The 19560-nt window shown below is 63.2% G+C and carries 15 protein-coding genes and 1 riboswitch; of the genes, 4 read left to right on the top strand and 11 right to left on the bottom strand.

Features of this window, described 5'->3' with window-relative positions:
- Nucleotides 1-11: 11 nt before the first annotated feature.
- Together nirD and nirB are read right to left on the bottom strand one after the other, a co-directional pair.
- Nucleotides 12-392 carry a nitrite reductase small subunit NirD gene (nirD, locus tag ACYAS9_RS29305; RefSeq protein WP_463572002.1) on the bottom strand — a complete coding sequence of 127 codons (381 nt, stop codon included), beginning with the start codon at nt 390-392 and terminating at the stop codon, nt 12-14.
- Nucleotides 392-2953 (bottom strand): nitrite reductase large subunit NirB, encoded by a 2562-nt coding sequence (gene nirB / locus ACYAS9_RS29300; RefSeq protein WP_463572001.1) that lies wholly within the window; start codon nt 2951-2953, stop codon nt 392-394. Before nirB ends, nirD begins: the two co-directional genes overlap by 1 nt.
- 321 nt (nt 2954-3274) lie before the next feature.
- Between nirB and ACYAS9_RS29295 the strand changes: the two genes are divergently transcribed.
- Nucleotides 3275-3790, top strand: a complete 516-nt coding sequence (locus ACYAS9_RS29295) for a GNAT family N-acetyltransferase (protein ID WP_463572000.1) — start codon at nt 3275-3277, stop codon at nt 3788-3790.
- Nucleotides 3777-4400 (top strand): HD domain-containing protein, encoded by a 624-nt coding sequence (locus ACYAS9_RS29290; protein ID WP_463571999.1) that lies wholly within the window; start codon nt 3777-3779, stop codon nt 4398-4400. Before ACYAS9_RS29295 ends, ACYAS9_RS29290 begins: the two co-directional genes overlap by 14 nt.
- An 8-nt stretch (nt 4401-4408) precedes the next feature.
- Here the strand turns inward: ACYAS9_RS29290 and ACYAS9_RS29285 are convergent, their stop codons facing one another.
- A complete protein-coding gene (locus tag ACYAS9_RS29285) occupies nt 4409-6412 on the bottom strand; it encodes a peptidase U32 family protein (RefSeq protein WP_463571998.1) in 2004 nt (667 codons plus the stop codon).
- Nucleotides 6413-6639: 227 nt separating this feature from the next.
- On the opposite strand from ACYAS9_RS29285, the gene ACYAS9_RS29280 reads away from it, so the two are divergent.
- A complete protein-coding gene (locus ACYAS9_RS29280; RefSeq protein WP_463571997.1) occupies nt 6640-7503 on the top strand; it encodes an alpha/beta hydrolase in 864 nt (287 codons plus the stop codon).
- Between the two features lie 297 nt (nt 7504-7800).
- Nucleotides 7801-8811, top strand: a complete 1011-nt coding sequence (locus ACYAS9_RS29275) for an AraC family transcriptional regulator (protein WP_463571996.1) — start codon at nt 7801-7803, stop codon at nt 8809-8811.
- Nucleotides 8812-8822: 11 nt separating this feature from the next.
- Here ACYAS9_RS29275 and ACYAS9_RS29270 read toward each other — a convergent pair whose 3' ends face one another.
- From ACYAS9_RS29270 to ACYAS9_RS29235, 8 genes are all read right to left on the bottom strand, one after another.
- The gene (locus tag ACYAS9_RS29270) at nt 8823-10163 is read right to left on the bottom strand and encodes an OprD family porin (protein WP_463572193.1); all 1341 of its coding nucleotides are present in this window, start codon (nt 10161-10163) and stop codon (nt 8823-8825) included.
- Between the two features lie 41 nt (nt 10164-10204).
- Entirely contained in the window at nt 10205-10639 is a 435-nt protein-coding gene (locus tag ACYAS9_RS29265; RefSeq protein ID WP_463571995.1) for a pseudoazurin, read from the bottom strand.
- 24 nt (nt 10640-10663) lie between these two features.
- Nucleotides 10664-11470, bottom strand: a complete 807-nt coding sequence (locus tag ACYAS9_RS29260) for an ABC transporter ATP-binding protein (protein WP_463571994.1) — start codon at nt 11468-11470, stop codon at nt 10664-10666.
- Nucleotides 11467-12489 carry a FecCD family ABC transporter permease gene (locus tag ACYAS9_RS29255; RefSeq protein ID WP_463571993.1) on the bottom strand — a complete coding sequence of 341 codons (1023 nt, stop codon included), beginning with the start codon at nt 12487-12489 and terminating at the stop codon, nt 11467-11469. Before ACYAS9_RS29255 ends, ACYAS9_RS29260 begins: the two co-directional genes overlap by 4 nt.
- The gene (locus ACYAS9_RS29250; RefSeq protein ID WP_463571992.1) at nt 12486-13499 is read right to left on the bottom strand and encodes an ABC transporter substrate-binding protein; all 1014 of its coding nucleotides are present in this window, start codon (nt 13497-13499) and stop codon (nt 12486-12488) included. The genes ACYAS9_RS29255 and ACYAS9_RS29250 overlap by 4 nt, the downstream gene beginning before the upstream one ends.
- A 142-nt stretch (nt 13500-13641) precedes the next feature.
- Nucleotides 13642-13838: riboswitch (cobalamin riboswitch) on the bottom strand.
- 18 nt (nt 13839-13856) lie between these two features.
- Nucleotides 13857-14573, bottom strand: coding sequence for a FadR/GntR family transcriptional regulator (locus ACYAS9_RS29245; protein WP_463571991.1), 717 nt, complete (start codon nt 14571-14573; stop codon nt 13857-13859).
- A 421-nt stretch (nt 14574-14994) separates the two neighbouring features.
- Nucleotides 14995-16677 (bottom strand): ABC transporter ATP-binding protein/permease, encoded by a 1683-nt coding sequence (locus ACYAS9_RS29240; protein ID WP_463571990.1) that lies wholly within the window; start codon nt 16675-16677, stop codon nt 14995-14997.
- Complete coding sequence (locus ACYAS9_RS29235; protein WP_463571989.1) at nt 16674-19523, bottom strand: M16 family metallopeptidase; 2850 nt, start codon at nt 19521-19523, stop codon at nt 16674-16676. Before ACYAS9_RS29235 ends, ACYAS9_RS29240 begins: the two co-directional genes overlap by 4 nt.
- Nucleotides 19524-19560 lie beyond the last annotated feature (37 nt).

Here is a 19560-nt window from a genome sequence, read left to right as displayed (position 1 = left end):
TCGGCGTAGGCCTACGCCGCGATTTCGACCCAGTCACCATTCAAGCGCACCGGCCACACGTCCAGCTTCTGCTCGGGGTATTCCAGGCAACTGCCGTCGTGCAAGCGAAAATGCTGCTTGTACAGCGGCGAGGCAATCACCAGGTCGCCACCGAGCTTGCCCAGCAGTCCGCGGCCGATGACGTTGGCGCCCGATTTCGGGTCGCGGTTGGCCACGGCATACAGTGACTGCTCGTTGCCCGGCAGATAGAACAGCGCCACTTGCCGGTCGTTGAACCAGGCCACCACACCCGAGTTGGCGACCAGGTCATGCCGCTCGCACAGGGTTTGCCATTGTTGCGGGGCAGCAGCGGCTTGGGGTTGTTCGGCGAACGCTACGTGGGTCTGGCTCATCACACCACCTCCTTGAACAGCGGAATAAGGTTGAGTTCATCGGCGCGGGCCGGGCGACGCTGTTCGCGTTCGCGAACGAAATGCACGTCCGGGTCCTGGCGCTTGTCGTTGACGAAGGTCCGGAAACGCTTGAGCTTTTCCGGGTCCTTGAGGGCGTTGGCCCATTCGCATTCGTAACGGTCGACCACCAGTTGCATCTGCGATTCAAGCTCTGCGGCCAGGCCGAGGCTGTCGTCGATGATCACCGCCTTCAGGTAGTCCAGCCCGCCTTCGAGCGACTCGCGCCACACCGAGGTACGTTGCAGCTTGTCGGCGGTGCGGATGTAGAGCATCAGGAAGCGGTCGATGTAGCGGATCAGCGTTTCGTCATCCAGGTCGGTGGCGAACAGTTCGGCGTGGCGTGGGCGCATGCCGCCGTTGCCCGACACGTACAGGTTCCAGCCGTTCTCGGTGGCGATAATGCCGACGTCCTTGCTCTGCGCCTCGGCGCATTCGCGGGTGCAGCCGCTGACCGCGAACTTGAGTTTGTGCGGCGAACGCAGGCCCTTGTAACGGTCCTCGATGCGCAAGGCCATGGCCACGCTGTCCTGCACGCCATACCGGCACCAGGTGCTGCCCACGCAGGATTTAACGGTGCGCGTGGATTTGCCGTAGGCGTGCCCGGTCTCGAAGCCGGCGGCGATCAGTTCGCTCCAGATGTCTGGCAGTTCGTGCAGTTGCGCGCCGAACAGGTCGATGCGCTGGCCGCCGGTGATCTTGGTGTACAGGTCATATTTCTTGGCCACCGCGCCAATCGCGATCAAGCCGTCAGGCGTCACTTCACCGCCCGGAATACGCGGCACCACCGAGTAGGTGCCGTTCTTCTGCATGTTGGCCATGAAGGTGTCGTTGGTGTCTTGCAGCGGAATCAGCAACGGGTCGGTGATCGGCCGGTTCCAGCACGACGCCAGGATCGAGCCGACCACCGGCTTGCAGATATCGCAGCCGTGATCACCCTTGCCGTGGTGGTGCAAAAGCTCTTCGAAGCTTTCGATATTCTCGACCCGCACGATGGAGTACAGCTCTTGGCGGGTGTAGGCAAAGTGTTCGCACAGGCTCTTGTCGACGCTGACGCCGCGGGCGATCAGCTCGTGCTCGAACACCTGCTTGAGCAACGCCGCGCAACCGCCGCAACCGGTGGCCGCCTTGGTGCAGGATTTGATGCCGGCCAGGTCCGTGCAACCGCCGTCGATGGCCGCGCAGATCGAGCCCTTGCTGACGTTATGGCACGAGCAAATGGTCGCCGTGGCGGGCAGGGCATCGGCACCCAGCGCTGGCGCGCCGTCGCTGTGCGGCAGGATCAGGCTGGCCGGGTCGGCGGGCAGGGCGATGCCGTTCTGGGCGTATTGCAGCAGGGTGTCGTAGTAGCTGTTGTCGCCGACCAGCACGGCGCCGAGCACCTGCTTGCCATCGGCGGAGACCACAAGGCGGCGGTAGCTGGCGCTGGCTTCGTCGATGTAGCGGTAGCTGACCGCGCCGGCCAGTGCGCCGTGGGCGTCGCCGATGGAGCCGACGTCGACGCCGAGCAGCTTGAGCTTGGTCGACATGTCGGCACCGAAGAACGACTCGGCGTCCTGCTCGCACAACTGCGCGGCGACGCTGCGGGCCATCTGGTAACCCGGCGCAACCAGGCCGAACACGCTGCCGTTCCAGGCCGCGCACTCACCGATGGCGAAAATATCGGCATCGCTGGTCTGGCAATGCTCGTTGATATTTACCCCGCCGCGCGGGCCCAGTTCCAGGTCGCACTGGCGAGCCAGGGCATCCTGCGGCCGGATGCCGGCGGAGAACACGATCAGGTCGGTCTCAAGGAATTCTTCGCCGGCAAAGTTCATGCGGTAGCGGTACTCGCTGCCGGCACTGATCGACTGCGTGGCGCGCGACAAATGCACGCCCACGCCCAGCGCCTCGATACGCGCCTTGAGCGCGGCGCCGCCCAGTTCGTCGAGCTGCACCGGCATCAGCCGTGGCGCGAATTCCACCACATGGGCTTCAAGGCCCAGCGATTTCAGGGCGTTGGCCGCCTCAAGGCCCAACAGGCCACCGCCGACCACCACGCCGCGTTTGGCCTTGCTGGCGGCAGCGCGGATGGTGTCCAGGTCGCTCAGGGTGCGGTACACCAGTTTTGAATCGCCCTCGGCGCCCTCGATCGGCGGCACGAACGGGTAGGAACCGGTGGCCAGCACCAGCTTGTCGTAGGCAAAGCTGCCGTGGGCGGTGATCACTTCGCGGCGGCTGCGGTCGATCTCCAGCACCGGCACGCCCAGATGCAGGGTAAGGCCGGCTTGCTCGTACAGCGCCGCTTCGCTCATGGCCAGGGATTCGGCATCGCGGCCGCTGAAGTATTCCGACAGGTGCACGCGGTCATAGGCCCGTTGCGCTTCCTCGCCGAACACGTGGATGCGGTAGCGCTCAAGTGCACCGCCCGCAATCAACTGCTCGACGCAATGATGGCCGACCATGCCGTTACCGACGACGATCAGCGTTTTTACATCGTTATGAGGGAAGACTGTGGAGTTCATAGCAAGTCCCGGCCTAGGCCAATCAGGTTTTTTTGAAGCAAAAAAAAGGCGCCCGGAACCTTTCGGTTCCAGGCGCCTTTGCCTGTTCTGGTTATAGGGTGTCATCGGGGCGACGTTGCCGGATGCACCTGTTTCGCTACAAACAATGCAGAGCCCGTGCCATGTCGCTTCAAGCCCCATAAACCGGGCGTTTGATCCTGAAAGTGCCAAGCCGGCGGGCGAGAGAAACTGCCTTCAATTGGTGCGATAAAGCCCGCAAGGCTGTAAATCTGTGCATGAGCCGATGGTTTACCATGCGTTTTTTGCCGACGAAAACAGCCCATGCCTGCCTCGACGCCGCCGATTCATCCCGCCCGCGCCAGCGACACCGCCGCCATCCTCGACTTTGTGCTGCGTGCCCGCGCGCAGATATTCCCGATGCTCGATCCAGACGCTCTGCCCGCCGATCTGGCGGCTTTTGAACAGGTGTACCTCAACAGTGCCGACGGCCATTTTCTGATCGCCCGCGACAACCAGCAGATCGTCGCCGCCGTCGGCTACCTGCCTTACGATCACCGTTTCGCGCAGCTCGATTATCAAGGCCGCAAGACCGTGGAAATCGTCCGCCTGTTCGTCGATCCGGCCTGGCGCAACGCAGGCCTGGCCAGCCGGCTTTTTCAGGCCTTGCGTGAGCATGCACAGCTCAACGCTGTCGAAGTGCTGTACCTGCACACCCACCCGTTTCTGCCGGGCGCCATTGGTTTCTGGGAAAAGCACGGTTTCGTGACCGTGGATATCGAGAGCGACCCGGTGTGGCAGACCACCCATATGGAGCACGTGCTGCATGAGCAACACTGAGCTGGACAGACAACGCTGGAAGCAACTATGGGCTGACCTGGGCGCGCAACCTGAGCCTGCGCGCTTCGAACAACTGCGCAGCCTGTATGCCGAACCCGGCCGTGCTTACCACAACGCCACGCATATCCTCGCCTGTCTGCACACGTTCGACGGGCTGCGCGATCTGGCGGCCTCGCCGCTGACGGTGGAACTGGCCATCTGGTACCACGATGCGATCTACGACCCGACCCGCCAGGACAACGAGGCACGCAGTGCCGATCTGGCGGTCGAGGTGCTGGCGTCAGTCGGGCTTGATCAGTATTGCCAGCCGGTACACGCGTTGATCATGGCCACCGATCACCGCCAGCCGAGCGCTACCAGCGATCAACGTCTGCTGGTGGATATCGACCTGTCGATTCTGGCGGCAGCGGCGCCTGCGTATCAGGCCTACACCGAGGCGGTGCGCCGCGAATACGGGCACTTTCCCGATGCGCTGTACCGACCCGGACGCGCCGCAGTACTGAAGAAATTCCTCGAACGCCCGGAGATTTTCACCACAGAACCGGGCAAGGCGCGCTGGGAACAGCGCGCGCGGGAGAACCTGGAAGCGGAGATTCGCGGGTTGGCCTGAACCGCAAATCAGTGCGGTGCCTGGCGCTTCACGGTCTTGAGCAGATCTTCCGGGCTGATATGCCCGACGATGCCGGCCTTGTGGCTGCCCGGCAGCGGCAGGTCGAGGATATGGCCCTTCATCTTGCCGACCACGTGCATCTCGCACGGTTTGCAGTCAAAGGTCAGGGTCAGCACTTCGTCACCGTGTACCAGTTGCATCGGTGCGACCTTGGTGCGCACGCCGGTCACGCCCTTGGCCTGTTTCGGGCACAGGTTGAACGAGAAACGCAGGCAGTGCTTGGTGATCATCACCGGCACGTCACCGGCTTCTTCATGCGCCTCGTAGGCGGCGTCGATCAACTGCACGCCGTGGCGATGGTAGAAATCGCGGGCCTTCTGGTTATACACGTTGGCCAGGAACGACAGGTGCGACTCGGGGTACACCGGCGGCGGGGTGGTTTCGGCTTTGCGCCCGCCACGCGGGTGCGCTGCGATGCGTGCGCTTTCCAGCGCCTCAATGGCTTCGCGGCGCAGGGCCTTGAGCTGCGAGTTGGGAATGAAGAACGCCTGCGGTGCGTCGAGCTTCACATCCTGGGCGTGGTAGATCGTGGTGCCCAGTTGCGTCAGCAGGTCGCGCAGTTGCTCCAGCGCCTGCTCGGGCTTGTTGGCCGCGCCGAACGGGCCGTCGAGCGCAACCGTGACGCTGATGCCTTCTTCGCTGGTGGCGCTGAGGTTCAGGCGCTCTTCGCGCAGCACGGCTTTCCACTGGATGCCGATGCGGCGCTCGGCCGACGTGCGGGTCAGTGCCTGTTGCCAGTTATGGTCCAGGTTGCGGCTCAACGGTTGGTTGGGGCGCAGGCTGGCCAGTGCAGCCGGCATCTCGTTAGGCTCGACACGGTAGCGCCAGCGCTTCTCGCCGTCTTCTTCGAACTCGCCCTTGAGCTCGGCAATGTTGGCGCGAAAGCCGACCACTTCACGCTTGATCAGCACGTTGAGGCCATCGCCGTTGGACAGCGGCTCATGGGTCACGGCGATCAGGTCGCGTTTGTTGAGCTTCTCGATGCTGCCGACCGGCAAGCCGGTGAAGGTCGGGGTGTCGAAGGCGCCGATGTCGATCTTGCGATCGGAAACGAAATAATCGGTGCTGCCGCGGTGGAAGGTTTTCTCCGGGTCCGGCACGAAGAAGTGCGCGGTGTGGCCGCTGGAGGCGCGGGCCAGGTCCGGGCGGTCGTTGAGGATTTCGTCCAGGCGCTGGCGGTAGTAAGCGGTGATGTTCTTCACATAGCTCACATCCTTGTAGCGGCCCTCGATCTTGAATGAGCGCACGCCGGCTTCGACCAGCGCGCGCAGGTTGGCGCTCTGGTTGTTGTCCTTCATCGACAGCAAGTGCTTCTCGAAGGCAACGACGCGGCCCTGATCATCCTTGAGCGTGTACGGCAGGCGGCAGGCCTGCGAGCAGTCGCCACGGTTGGCGCTGCGGCCGGTGTGGGCGTGGGAGATATTGCACTGCCCGGAAAACGCCACGCACAACGCGCCGTGAATGAAGAATTCGACAGCGGCATCGGTACCGTCGGCGATTTCGCGGATCTGTTGCAGGTTCAGCTCGCGCGCCAGGACCAGTTGCGAGAAACCGGCCTGATCGAGAAATTGTGCCCGCGCCAGGGTACGAATGTCGGTCTGGGTGCTGGCATGCAGTTCGATGGGCGGAATGTCCAGCTCCATGACCCCGAGGTCCTGGACGATCAAGGCATCGACACCGGCATCATAAAGCTGGTGGATCAGCTTGCGCGCCGGCTCCAGCTCGTCGTCGTGGAGGATGGTGTTGATGGTGGTGAAGATCCGCGCATGGTAGCGACGGGCGAACTTCACCAGCTCTGCGATCTCGCTGACCTCGTTACTGGCGTTGTGTCGCGCGCCAAAGCTCGGTCCGCCGATGTACACGGCGTCGGCGCCATGCAGAATGGCCTCGCGGGCAATGCTGACGTCGCGGGCAGGGCTGAGCAATTCGAGGTGATGCTTGGGTAGGGACATGACGAGCGAGATCCGGCGCAGGGCAAAGCGCGCATTGTAGTGGTACTGGCCGCGCGCCGCACGCTTTGCCCGTCAGATGGGCGTGGATCGCTGCAAATGGCCGAAAGATGCGAGTGATTATCAACATCTTGTGGCGCCCTGATTATCCGGATAATCATCCACTACCCAGCGGATTTCCCGTGCAGGGCAACTGCGGCCTAATCGACAGACATCCTGCGGAGACCGTCATGACCCTTCCTCTCAATGCCATTGCCCTTGATGAATACTACGACCTGCAATACAACGCCCGTGCCAGCGTGACCAGCTACGAGCAGTACCCGCGCCAGTACCGCGACCTGAGCGATGCCGCGCACGCCAGCCTCAAGGTGTTCAAGAACGTGGCCTACGGCCCGGGCGTCGGCGAGCGGCTGGATATCTTTCCCGCCCCAGGCGCCGACGCGCCGGTGCTGCTGTTCATCCACGGTGGTTACTGGCGGGCGTTGTCCAAGGCCGATTCGGCCTTCATGGCGCCGGCGCTGACCGCAGCAGGCGCCTGTGTGGTGGTCATCGATTACGACCTGGCGCCAGCGGTAACCCTTGACCATATCGTCGACCAGACCCGTCGTGCCCTGGCCTGGGTACACGCGCATATCGCCGGGTTCGGTGGCGATCCTGCGCGCATCGTCGCCAGCGGCAGCTCGGCGGGCGGGCACCTGGTGGGCATGTTGCTGGCCGGTGGCTGGCAGGCGCAGTACGGCGTGCCCGATTCGGTGCTGCATGGCGCCTTGCCGATCAGCGGGCTGTTTGATTTACAGCCCTTGCTGGCCACGCACATCAATGCCTGGATGCACCTCGATGAGACCTCGGCGCGGCGCAACAGCCCGCTGTTTCGTCTGCCGGCGCACAGCACGCCGCTGGTGGTCAGCTACGGGGCGCTGGAAACCGAGGAGTTTGCCCGCCAGTCGCAGGCGTATCTGGACGCCTGGTGCGTCGAGGGATTGCCCGGACGCTTTGTCGAGGCGCCGGGCAGAAATCATTTTGATGTGGTGCTGCAATTGGGTGAGCCCGGCACACCGCTGTATCAGGCGGCACGGCAACTGCTCGGTCTTTGACAGGCCGGGCATTGCCCCTTCAGGTAACACGCCTGGGTCGGTACTACTCAATACGGGCCTCAATACGGGCCACAGGCGGGCGCATGCCTGCTCTATCAAAGGGCATTGCGTGCGCCTGAAACAGCCGGTTTTCAGGGCGTTTTGACGGCGCTATCCACAATGTGCGCGATTGCTATCCGATAAGTGCGGGTTTGTTTCAGCAGGCCCTGCGTGGCCTGCCGCTTGCATTGTGCTCAGGCAGATGCGCCGCAGAGCGCGTACCCAAACAGCCGTGAAACCGCCTTGAAGAGTGCCGTGATGAGCCTGAATCCTGAGTCTCACCTGCGTGATATCCACGCCGATCATTTCGATCTGGCCGGCGCCTGCTCGTGGATGTCGCATATCTGTGGCCCGCACCTGCTCAAGGCCAGCAGCCCGGGCCGTATCCAGTTTCGCCACAGCGCCAATGTGCTCAAGTCGATGTCGACCACGTTGGGCATCATCGAATACGGCACCGACGTCACCGTGGGCATCGACGATCTCGACAGCTTCAACAGCTACAGCGTCAGCCTGCCGCTGTGCGGCGAACAGGAACTGCACAAGGCTGGCAAACGCTTGCTCTCCAACCCCGAGCAAGGCGTGATCGTCGCCCCCAATGAAAGCCAGGAACTGAGCATCGCCGGCAACTGCCGCAAATTACAGGTAGTAATCAGCCGCGCCGCCATGAACAAATCCCTCGAAGACATGCTGCAGCGCCCGATCAGCGAGCCCTTGCGTTTCGACGCCGGCATGGACGCGGTGCAGGGCGCGACCGCATCCTGGTGGCGGATGGCCAAGCACTTCATCGAAGAAATGGAATCCGGCGAGCTGTACGGCCAGTTGCTGTTCAACCGCGACCTGGAAAGCGCGCTGGTCAAGGGCCTGATCCTGGCCCAGCCCAACAACTATTCCGACGCGCTGCGCGACACGCTGGGCACCCGCATGCCGCACTATCTGGTGCGCGCCAGGGACTACATCCACCGCCACGCCCGCGAAGAACTGTGCATCGAAGACATCGAAGTCGCCAGCGGCGTCTCGCGCTTCAAGCTGTTCGAAGGCTTTCGCAAGTACATCGAAATGTCGCCCATGGCCTACCTGAAGAAATACCGCCTGAGCGCCGTACGCCAGGAAATCCTCGAAGGTAGCGGCATGCGCAATATCTCGATGATCGCCATGGAGTGGGGTTTCAGCCACTTGGGCCGGTTTTCCAGCGAGTACCGCAAACTGTTCGACGAAACGCCGAGCATGACCCTGCAGCGTGCAGGCGCCAGGCGTTCGCGGTCGCATTGAGGAGTGGCATTTTACAACCGCCCACCCAGCGGATACTCCACCGCCAACCGCACCTGATCGCTGTCCAGTTCGGCCTGTGCGCCATTGCCGCGATGCACGTTATGTCGCACTGACAGTGCCAGGCCTTTGGCCGGTCCACCTTGCAGCACATAACGCGCCTCCAGATCGCGTTCCCAATGTTTACCGCCCTGGCCATAGCCCAGATACGCATAGCCGCCGCTGGGGTCGACGCCGCTGCCGTCGATATGGCTGCCGCGCAAATAAGCGGCGCTGAAGTTCAGGCCGGGAATGCCGAATGGAGCCATGGCCAGATCGTAGCGCAGTTGCCACGAGCGTTCTTCGGGGGCGTTGAAGTCCGACAGTTGCACGGCGTTGCCGATAAAGATCGCACCGCGAGTGACATAGTCGAACGGCGTGTCGCCGTGCACGCGCTGATAACCCAGGCTCAGGGTGTGGGCGCCGACGGCGTAGCGGCTCATCAGGCTCCAGGTGGTGTTGTCGATTTGCCCGGACAGCGCCTTGCCTTGATCCGTGGTGCGATACAGATTGAGTTCCAGTGCCAGCGACTGGTTATCGCCCAGTGCATGGCTGAAGGTGCCGCCCAGATAGTGCTGGTTCCAGGTGTCTTCGTAGCGCGAGGTATAGAGGCTGGCGCTCAGGTTGGGCAGGCCGCTGTAGACCGCGCCGGCGAGGTCGACGCTGTCGCCTTTTGTGCCATTGGAGTAGTTGACCACCAGCCCGCGATTGTGGCTTGAGGCATTGCGGTCGGTGCTTTCGGTGAAGTGCCCGGCGACCAGCTTCAGATCCTTGATTTCCTGGCTGCCGAGAAAGATGCCGGTGGCGGTTTCCGGTAGCAGGCGGCTGTCCGATGAGCTGAATACCGGGGTCTTGACCCGCTGCTCGCCAAGGCTCAAGACCGTGTTCGAAGCGCGCAGTTTGACCGCCGCACCGCCACGGCTGTAGGCGTCCTGCGGATGGCCGTCGTTGTCCAGCGCGAGCAGCCGTGCCTTGCCGGCCCGGCCGCCGCCGCTGTCCAGTTGCTGGCCATGGTAGGCGTGGGCATCGATACCGACGCCGATCAGGCCTTGGGTGAAGCCGGACTGAAAACTGCCCATCAGCCCGTACGCCCATTCTTCGGCCAGGTCGCTGCGTTGCGCACGCGGTTTATATGCATTGCGAGCCGCGCCATTGAGGCTGCCATGGCGGTAGTCGCGACGGTCATAGACGCTACGGTTAAGCACATTCCAGGTGCTGTCTTCGATAAAGCCATTGGCTTGTGCCTGGGCCGAATCGGCATTGGCATAAGGCGTGTGGGCGGCCAGCAGCACCCACGGCGTCATGCGTTTGAACATCGACATGTCGTAGTTCCTTCTACACGCTACAAGACATCAGGTTATTGCGCAGGCCATTGCCGGGCGACGATAGCGTTCAGGCGCTCGCTGGCGCGTTGCGGCAGGGCCGCTGGAATCACCGGTGCCGCCGTCGGCTCCCCGACCTGGATCAGCATGACCATGCCCATCGCCAGGTGCGGAATGCACTGGATGCCGTACACGCCCGGGGTGTCGAGCTGCACCTCGATCTGCTCGTTGATCTTGCCTTTGAAGGCCACCGCGCCGTCGGGCAGCAGGCCCGGAATCGTCGCGGCGTTGTGGGTGCTGTGGGTGGCGATGAACTTCACCGTATCGCCGGGCGCGACACGCAGAAAGTCCGGCTCGTAGACCATGCTGCCGGCCTCGCCACGGTTGAGCATTTTGACTTCGTGAACCTCGGCCATGGCCTGGCTGCAAAGCAGCAGGGCGAGCGAAGCCAGCGTGGAAGAAATACGCATATCCAGAGTTTTCCGTTGGTTAGGTTAGAGGGAGCGCAAACGCAGTATCCGTGTGCCGTCGAACGGGTCGGTCAGCCAGTGGCCCTGCACCGCAAAGGCGCTGTGCAGGCGTTCGGGGGTGAGCACCTCATGGGGCAGGCCGAGGGCGATCAGGCGTCCGCCGTGCAGCATCGCCAGGCGGTCGCATTCCAGCGCCTGATTGAGGTCGTGCAGGGCAATCACCGTGGTCACCGGCAAGGCCTTGACCAGCCCGAGAATGCTCAGTTGATGCTGGATATCCAGGTGGTTGGTCGGTTCATCCAGCAGCAGAATCTGCGGCCGTTGCGCCAGGGCGCGGGCGATGTGCGCGCGCTGGCGCTCGCCGCCTGACAGGGTTTGCCAGTGGCGTTCGCGCAGGTGCAGCAGGCCGACGTCTTCGAGTGCCTGACGGACGATGTCGTCGTCCGCGCCGCTCCATGGCGTCAGGGCCGACAGCCACGGTGTACGGCCCAGTTCCACTGCGTCGCGCACGGTGATGCTGTCGCTGGTCTCGGCCTGTTGTTCGACCACTGCCAGCAGGCGGGCCACGTCGCGGCGCTTCATCTGCGCCAGCGGCTGGCCGGCCAGATGTACGCTGCCAGCGCTGGGCGTCTGAATGCCCGACAGCAGCTTGAGCAGCGTGGATTTGCCCGAGCCGTTGGGGCCGACGATGCCCAGCGTTTCACCGGGAACCACGCTCAGGCTGACATCCTGCAACAGCGCCTGGCCCTTGATGATGTGGGTCAGGCCGGTGCAGCTCAATGCGGTGCAGCTCGGCGCTGCGGTGTCGACCAGGTGGGAGAAGGCATTCATCGCGGGCTTTTCCCCCGGATCAGGATCAGCGCAAACACCGGCGCGCCGATCAGCGCGGTGATGACCCCGACCGGCAGGGTCTGGCCCTTGATCAGCGTGCGCGACAGCACATCGGCGGCAATCAGAAACAGCGCGCCGCACAATGCGCTGACCGGCACCAGTCGCGCGTGGCGCACGCCGACCAGCATGCGCACCGCATGCGGAATCACCAGGCCGACAAAACCGATGGAGCCGACAATCGACACCATCACCGCCGTAATCAACGCCGCGCAGGTAATCAGCAGCACCTGCACACGGCGCACCGGAATGCCCAGCGAGGCGGCCGAATCGCTGCCGAACATGAACGCATCCAGCGCCCGCCGATGCCACATGCACACCAGCAGGCCGGCCAGCACCACCGGCACCGCCAGCCATACCGAATGCCAGCGCACCCCGCTGAGGTTGCCGAGCAGCCAGAACATGATGCCGCGCGCCTGTTCGGAACTGGCCGACTTGGTGATCAAAAACGAGGTCAGGGCATTGAACAACTGCGAGCCGGCAATGCCCGCCAGAATGATGTGCCCGGCGGCGCTGGAACCCTGGGAAGAACGGGCGAGCAGGGTGACCATCGCGAATGCCGCCATGGCGCCGACAAACGCGCCGGCCGATAACGAAATCGCCCCGGCTCCCAGGCCCAGCAACGCCACCAGCACCGCGCCGGTCGAGGCGCCGGCCGAAATTCCCAGCAGGTAAGGCTCGGCCAGCGGGTTGCGCAGCAGCGACTGCAACACCACGCCCGACAGCGCCAGGCCGGCGCCACAGGCGGCAGCGACGATGGCGCGGGTCAGGCGGTAATTCCAGATGATGCCTTCATCGATAGGGTCGACCGGGTAACCGGCGCTCCACAGTTTATTGGCCAGGATCTGCCAGACCACTTCCATGCTGATGCGGGTTTCGCCGATGGCGGCGCCGGCGATCACCGCCAGCACCAGCACGACGCTCACCCACAGCACATGGCCCAGCACGACCTGGATTTTCATTTGGATTTGTTGAACCGGTCAGCGGCGTCGGCCAGTTCTTCGATGCCGGTGAACATGCGCAGGCTGGCCTGCATGGCGTCGGCATCGATGATGACGATGCGGTCGTTTTTCACCGCGTCCATGTTGCGCGTCACCGGGTCCGACTTGAGAAATTCCAGTTTTCGGGTGTAGTCGTCAGCCGGGAAGCGGCGACGGTCCATGCGTGCGATCACCAGAATGCTCGGGTTGGCCTTGGCGATGGTTTCCCAGCCAACGGTCGGCCACTCTTCATCGGACTCGACGATATTGCGCATGCCCAGGCTGTTGAGCATGAAGTCCGGGATGCCCTTGCGGCCGGCCACGTACGGGTCGATATCAAGGTCGGCGCTGGAGAACCAGAACACCGCCGACACATCCTTGGCCTTGTTGCGGTCAACGTTGGCCAGAGCCTTGGCCAGCCGTGCCTTCAGCTCGCTGACCACCTGCTCGCCGCGATCCTGAACATCGAAGATCTGCGCCAGTTGCTCGACACTCTTGTAGATGGTGTCGATGCGAAACGGCTCCAGGCGCGTGCCGTCGGCGCCGACCAGGTTGTCCTTGCCTTCACAGTCGGACGGCATGATGTAGGTCGGAATCTTCAGGTCATGAAACTGCTCGCGGGTGCCGACCACGCCCTGTTTGCCGACCATCCATTCCAGTTGCACGGCCACCAGCCCCGGACGCTTGCCGATCACCGCCTCAAAGCTTGGGTCGTTGTCGGCCAGGCGCTCGACCTTGTCGTTCTGTTCCTTGAAGCGCGGCTGCACATTGTTGAACCACAACGACGTGCCAGCCAGGCGCTCGCCCAGGCCCAGCTCATAGAACATCTCGGTGCCGGCCTGGCCGATGGTCACTGCCTTGTCCGGTGCCTTGGCGAAGGTCAGCGGCATGCCGCAGTTTTCCAGGGTCAACGGGTACTGAGTGGGCGCGGCGAGGCTCAGGCCGGAAAAGCCCAGAGCAGCAAACAGGGTGGCCAGGCGGGGCAGTGACATGAAAGGCGATCTCCATTCGTACAAAAGCGGGGCGCAGTGTACAGGCAGGAAATACATCGCGGCCGCTTCCCGACCGGCAGGAGGCAGCAAGACACACGGCCGACAGGCGTGCGCGGATGTCCTTCCCGGACACCCCGCCGGTCAGTAAAAGTGTGTGTCGGCAGGTCTCCTGACTGGCACGTCTACGCCTTGCTCCGGCCTTCCCGGGTTGACCCAGTGACCTCAATGGAGCGGCTCGATGCCTACAGTTGCGGGGGCAGTTTCGTTGTTGGCGCGTGCGGGCACGGCCTGCGAATTCCCTGTTAGTTCCTCTCGGAAACCGACGGGCGGCATGGTAAACGATCAACCAGCAAGTCGCTAATTGTTTGTCGCCAGCCGTTGCAGGCAATTGATCAAATGCAGACGCATCGCCGCGCGGGCCGTGTCGCTGTCCTGATGGCGGATGGCGGTGAAGATCTGCTCCTGCTCGCGGCTCTGGGCATCCGGGTCCTGGGCATCGGCCAGCACCGGTTGAGTGCCGAAGCCGGTGCCGATGCGCGGCAGGATGCTGCTGCCCAACTGATTCATCACGTCGGTGAAAAAACTGTTGGTGGTGCACAGGGCGATCTGGCGGTGAAACTCATAGTCGGCCTGCAGCGTGTCGCCGCCCTGGCGGGCACACACCTGCAACCGGTGCAGGGCCTGGGCAATGGCTTCAAGTTGTTCCGGAGTGCGGCGCCGGGCGGCGAGGGCGGCGGCCTCCGGCTCCACACTCAGGCGCAGTTCCAGTATGGCGACAGCGTCCTGGCGGCTGCCGAGGTGTGGCTGCTCGGCGGTGACACTGCGCGGTTGCGAGGCATCGACGACAAAGGTGCCGATGCCGTGGCGGGTCTCGACCAGACCTTCGGCCTGCAAACGCGACATGGCCTCGCGCACCACGGTGCGGCTGACGCCGTTATCACGACTGATGGCCAGCTCGGTCGGCAGTTTTTCACCGCTCCTGATCTCGCCCTCGCGAATTTTGCGCGAGAGCTCGGCGACCAGTTGCCGGGTCAGGTTGGAGCGACGGCCCGAGGCGGGAGAAGGGTGTTCCATGTCGATGGGGAAATCCTCACGCGCCGGTGCCGATTGATGAAGAAAATGAGCAACAGCAAGCCGAACAGAGTCGCCACTACTGAACGCTGCGACGGGTGCCCTTGGCCACCCGACTGCTCCAAAAAAGAAAGTGCTGCGCTCGGGGTTCAGCCGATGCGCTGCGTATACGCGGGGAGTCTTTCTTCGCCCGGAAGGGCGTGGACAGGATCGGGTAGTCGCGTGACACGGGTGCGGATAATGGTCATGACGGCCTGCTGATTTTGTAATTATTAGGGCTTTATTTATATGTTGTCATACAACTTGGTGGCGATTATTCGTCTGTGCAGCGGCCCGTGTCAATAGGTTGTGTGATGAATTTTATAGGTTTTCTGCGTTTTTCAGCATGCCGGAGTCGATAAAGAGGCAAAAGGCCGAGATATTTTCACGAAGATGTCATACCTCGAAGTCGCTGCCCGCCCTCCAGATCCAGCGTCCGTGAAAACAGCCGCGCCACACCGGGCTGGTGGGTAATGCCGACCACCAGCGTGTTGGGCAGTGCCTGGCGCACCGTCGTCAACAACTGGCAGGCGCTTGGCTCATCCAGCTGGTTGGTGGCTTCGTCCAGGTACAACGTTTGCGGCGCATACAACAAGACGCGGGCAATGCCCAGGCGCTGTTGCTCACCGCCCGACAATTCGCGGGCCCACTCGCATTGCGCCTCCAGGCGACCCGCCAGGTGGCCGAGACCCACCTGTTGCAATGCTTCGCTCAGGCGCTCGTCCGGCGGGCAGACGCTGGCCGGGTAGGCCAGTAACTGGCGCAGCGGCAGGTTGGGCAGATAAGGCTGTTGCGGAATCAACAGGCTGCTGCCGCCCGGCAATTGCCAGCAGCCGTGATACCACGGCCACAAGCCTTGCAGGGTGCGCAGCAAGGTCGATTTGCCCAGCCCGCTGCGGCCTTCGATGCGCAGCCACTGGCCGGGCGTGGCGATCAGGTTGAGGTTTTTCAGCAGCGGCTTGCCGTTGGGCAACTGCACTTGCAGGTTGTCCAGGCGCAACACCGAGCCGCGCGGGCACTCGCACACCTGGCAGCGGGTGGTGGCGATGGCCTGTTGAAACTGCCCGAGCCGCTCGATTGCGGCGCTGAGCATCATCAAGCGCGGGTACACGTCGATCAGCCAGCTCAGCGAACCCTGCACCGCACTGAACGCACTGCGAATCTGCATCAGGCCGCCCAGCGTGACGGTCTTGGCCAGATACGCCGGCAGGGCTGCGAACACCGGAATGATGCGGCTGACGCGGTCAAAGCCCTGGGTGAAGAACTGCAACGTGCGCACCCGGTTCATCAGTTGCCACCAGTTGTGGGCGATGCCTTCGAAGCTTTGGTGCAACTGGCGTTTTTCTACCGCCTCGCCTTGATACAGGGCGATCTGCTCGGCATGGTCGCGCTTGCGCAGCAGGCTGGCGCGAAAGTCGCCTTCGACTTTCTGTTGCTCATAATTGAGCGTGTGCAACGGATGTCCCAGGTAATGGGTAAAGGCGGTGCCCAGCACGCTATAGGCAACGGCGATCCACACCAGATACCCGTGAATCACCCAGTCCTGACCGAACAGCTCGAACGTCAAGACCCCGGACAGGTTCCAGAGCACCATGACAAAGGCGCCGACCTGAGCCAGGTTGATGATCAATGACGCCAGCAACTCGATGCTGCGGTTGACCACCATTTCGATGTCTTCGGCGATGCGCTGGTCGGGGTTATCCGGCTCGCCGGTCAGCCCCAGACGGTAGTAAGCCTGACCGGCCAGCCAGGCATCGAGCATGCTGTGGGTCATCGCCCGGCGCCAGCGCAACACAAGCGCCTTGCGCAGCCAGTCCAGATAGACCACGACCACCACGTAAAAGCCGACGTACAGGCTGTATTGCAGCATCAGGCCGTACAGCGCCTGGGTGTTGAACTCGCCCAGGGTGTCGTAGAAGGTCTTGCTCCAGGCGTTGATCCACACGTTGATCTGCACCACCAGCAAACCCATGCCGATCACGCTGAGCAACAGCACCCACGACAGCCACTGGCGGCGGTCCAGCCAATACGGGCGGGCCAGGGCATAGAAGGTCCTGAGGGTCTTCATGGTCTGGCCGCCGTTTCGCTGTGTGGCGCAGGCTGCAGGCGTTGCAGGGTCAGGTTGCGGTCATTGAACAACAGCCCGGCCAGGCGCTTGAGTTCGGCCTGGGTAATGGCCTCGGGCAGTTGCACTTGCTGGCTGAGGTAGCGCGGGTCGCCCCAGCGCTGGTCGCTGAGCATCAGGCGGCGCAGTTGGGTTTGCGGGTTGTCGCGGTTCAGCCGTTCCTGTTGCAGCAGTTGCTTGCGGGCCTTGATCACTGCCGCTTGATCCACTGTTTGCGGCAAGCGGGCGAGGGTGGTGCGCGCCAGTTTCCACAGTTCATCGGCGCGTGCAGGGTCGGTGTAGAACTGCAACTTGCTGTCGATGCGCTGGCTGCGCGGGTCAAGCGTGGTTTCGAACGTCAGCGAGTAAACCCCGGAAGCCTGGCCGCGCAGTTGCTGCTTGAGCGCCGCCTGGGCTATGCCTTGCAGGGCCGAAATGCGCGCGGCATCTTCTGGCGTCCATGGCTGGTCGCGGTAACTGTTGGCCTGCAACTGGGTGCGCGGTTCGATGCCTATTTCCAGCGTCTGCACATGCTGGCCGCTGCGCTGCCTGAGGGCCTCGCTGTGCAAGGCGCTGGCGCGCGGAATGCCGGCCAGCTCCTGCTCGACCAGCGGCTGTAATTGTTCAGCCGGCACATCGGCCATCAGGTAATGGGTGACCGGCGTCTGGCTCAAGCGCTGCCAGTCACTGACCAGTTGCTCGCTGCGCAGCGCCTGCACCTGTTCGGGTGTCGGCGTTTGCCACGGCGTTGCGCCAAAGCGCAGGGTGCTCAGCGCTTTTTGTTGCTGGCTGCGCACATTGTCGTTGCGCTGCGACAGGGTGGTTTGCAGGTCCTGCCGGATGCTGTCGAAGGCTTGCGTGTCGATCTGCAGCGGCGCCTGGCTCAGGCGATAGGCTTGCAGCATGGCCTGCAGGCGTTGTGGCACCGGCAGATGATTGCCTTTATCGAACGTTGTGACCGCCACTTCCAGCTGGTCGGGCTGCTGCTCCTGAGACAGGCCAATGCCTTGCGTCTGGCGCCAGCGTTTCAGTTGTTCGATTGTCCAGCCTTGCGGGGCTTGCTGGCCGGCCAGTTGCGCGGCCAGCTGGCTGCGCCAGGCCGGCAATTGCGGGCTGTTGAAGCCGGCACTGGACAGGCTTTTGAGGACCAGTTCACTGCTGCCGGGCTGCACGGCAAAGGCTTTTTTAAGCCAGACCAGACGGTCGCCGTTGCTCAGTTGCCAATACTCGACCTGCTCTTTGTCGAAGCTGCGTTTATCCAGCACTTTGCCGGCCTGCGTGGCCGCCGGCAGATCAGGCAGGGCGTCCGGGGTTTCAAGGGCCTTTGCATCGGCCTTGGCAACCACAGGCTGCGGCGCTTGCAGCGGCAGGCTGCGTACCTGTGCCCATTGGGTTTGCACCTGCTCGCGGGTGGGCAGGCTCAAGGTCTGCCCGCCTGGCGCGGTCAGTTGCAGCACCTGGTCGGGGCTGGCGGTCCACTGCTTCAGGCGCTGGTTGATGTCGTTTAGCGTGATGCTGTCGAGCACGGCCAGGTGCTGGCGGGCGATGCTGTGCTTGTCCATCATCAAGCGGTTCTGGATCACGGCATCGTTGAGGTCGTTGACCCACTGCTCGAAGGTGCGAGTGCCATCCTTGCCAAGCATTTTCTGCGCAATCTCGCGAATGCCCTGTTTCTCGTGTTCCAGGTCATCCGCGTTCAGGCCGAAGCGGCGCAGGCGTTCGATCTCGGTCAGCAACTGGCGCCGGGCCACGTCGTGCGCCTGATCCTGCACGCCGGCGGCGACGCCCAGCACGCTTGAGTATTCGCCGATCTGGTTCTTCTGCACGCTAAGGCTGCGCACGCCGGTTTCAAGCGGCTGGCGGCGCAACTGATCAACCATCAGCGCCAGGGTGAAGCGGTCGATCAAGCGCTCGCGCACCCCATCCTGAGTCATGGCACGGCTGGCCGGCTCGTGCAGACGAAACAGCACCGCGACCTGGCTGCTGCCGCTCTGGCTGTCTTGCAGGCCGACAATTTTCAACCGGTTATCCAGCGGCAACTCGCGCCATGTCTTGTCCGGCAGTACAGCGGCTTGGGTGCTGCCAAACCATTGCTCGATGCGGGCCGGCAAGGTCGCCGGATCGATATCGCCGACGATGGTCAGCACCATGTTGTTGGGCACGTACCAACGTTGCTGGTAGGCCTTGAGTTCATTCAGGGTCGCTGCGCGAATCGCCGGTTCGTTGCCGATGGTGCGGTGCTGCGGGTAGCGCGAGCCGATGCGCTGCGCGGCGGTGCGCTGCTCGTTCATGCGCTGCGCCACGCCCAGCCCGCCGCGCCATTCTTCGATGACCACCGCGCGTTCCTTGTCCAGGTCGGCGCCGCTGTAGTCGGCCGCCAGCGTCAACACCGACAGCGCCTGCAAGGCCTGCTCGGTCTGCTTCGCGCCGCCGGTGGGGCTGAGCAGGTATTGGGTACGGTCAAAGGTGGTGACCGCGTTGTAATGCCGGCCCTGCACCCAGCCCCACTGGTTCATGCGCTGGCGGATATCGTCCGGTGCGCCGCCATGACTGTAGAAATTCAGGTGTTCGACCATGTGCGCCACGCCAATCTGTGTGTCGCTTTCATCCACGGAGCCGGCCTTGACGGTCAGGCGCAGGTCGATGCGTCCCGGTTGCGAGGTTTCGCGCACCAGACGGTATTCCAGGCCATTGGTCAGTTGGCCGCGTTGCACGTGAGCGTCCCAGGTCTGTGCCTGGTGATTCTCGGGAAGCCGGGCGCAGGCGCCCAGCAACAGTGAGCCGAGCAGGCCCACGATCGTTTTGTTCATCAGGTTTTCTCTACGGTTGCAGGGCTTGCGCCGAGTG

Source organism: Pseudomonas sp. HP_08 (assembly GCF_055284095.1).
The sequence above is the reverse complement of the archived record's forward strand: the minus strand, read 5'-3'. Positions and strand labels throughout refer to the sequence as shown.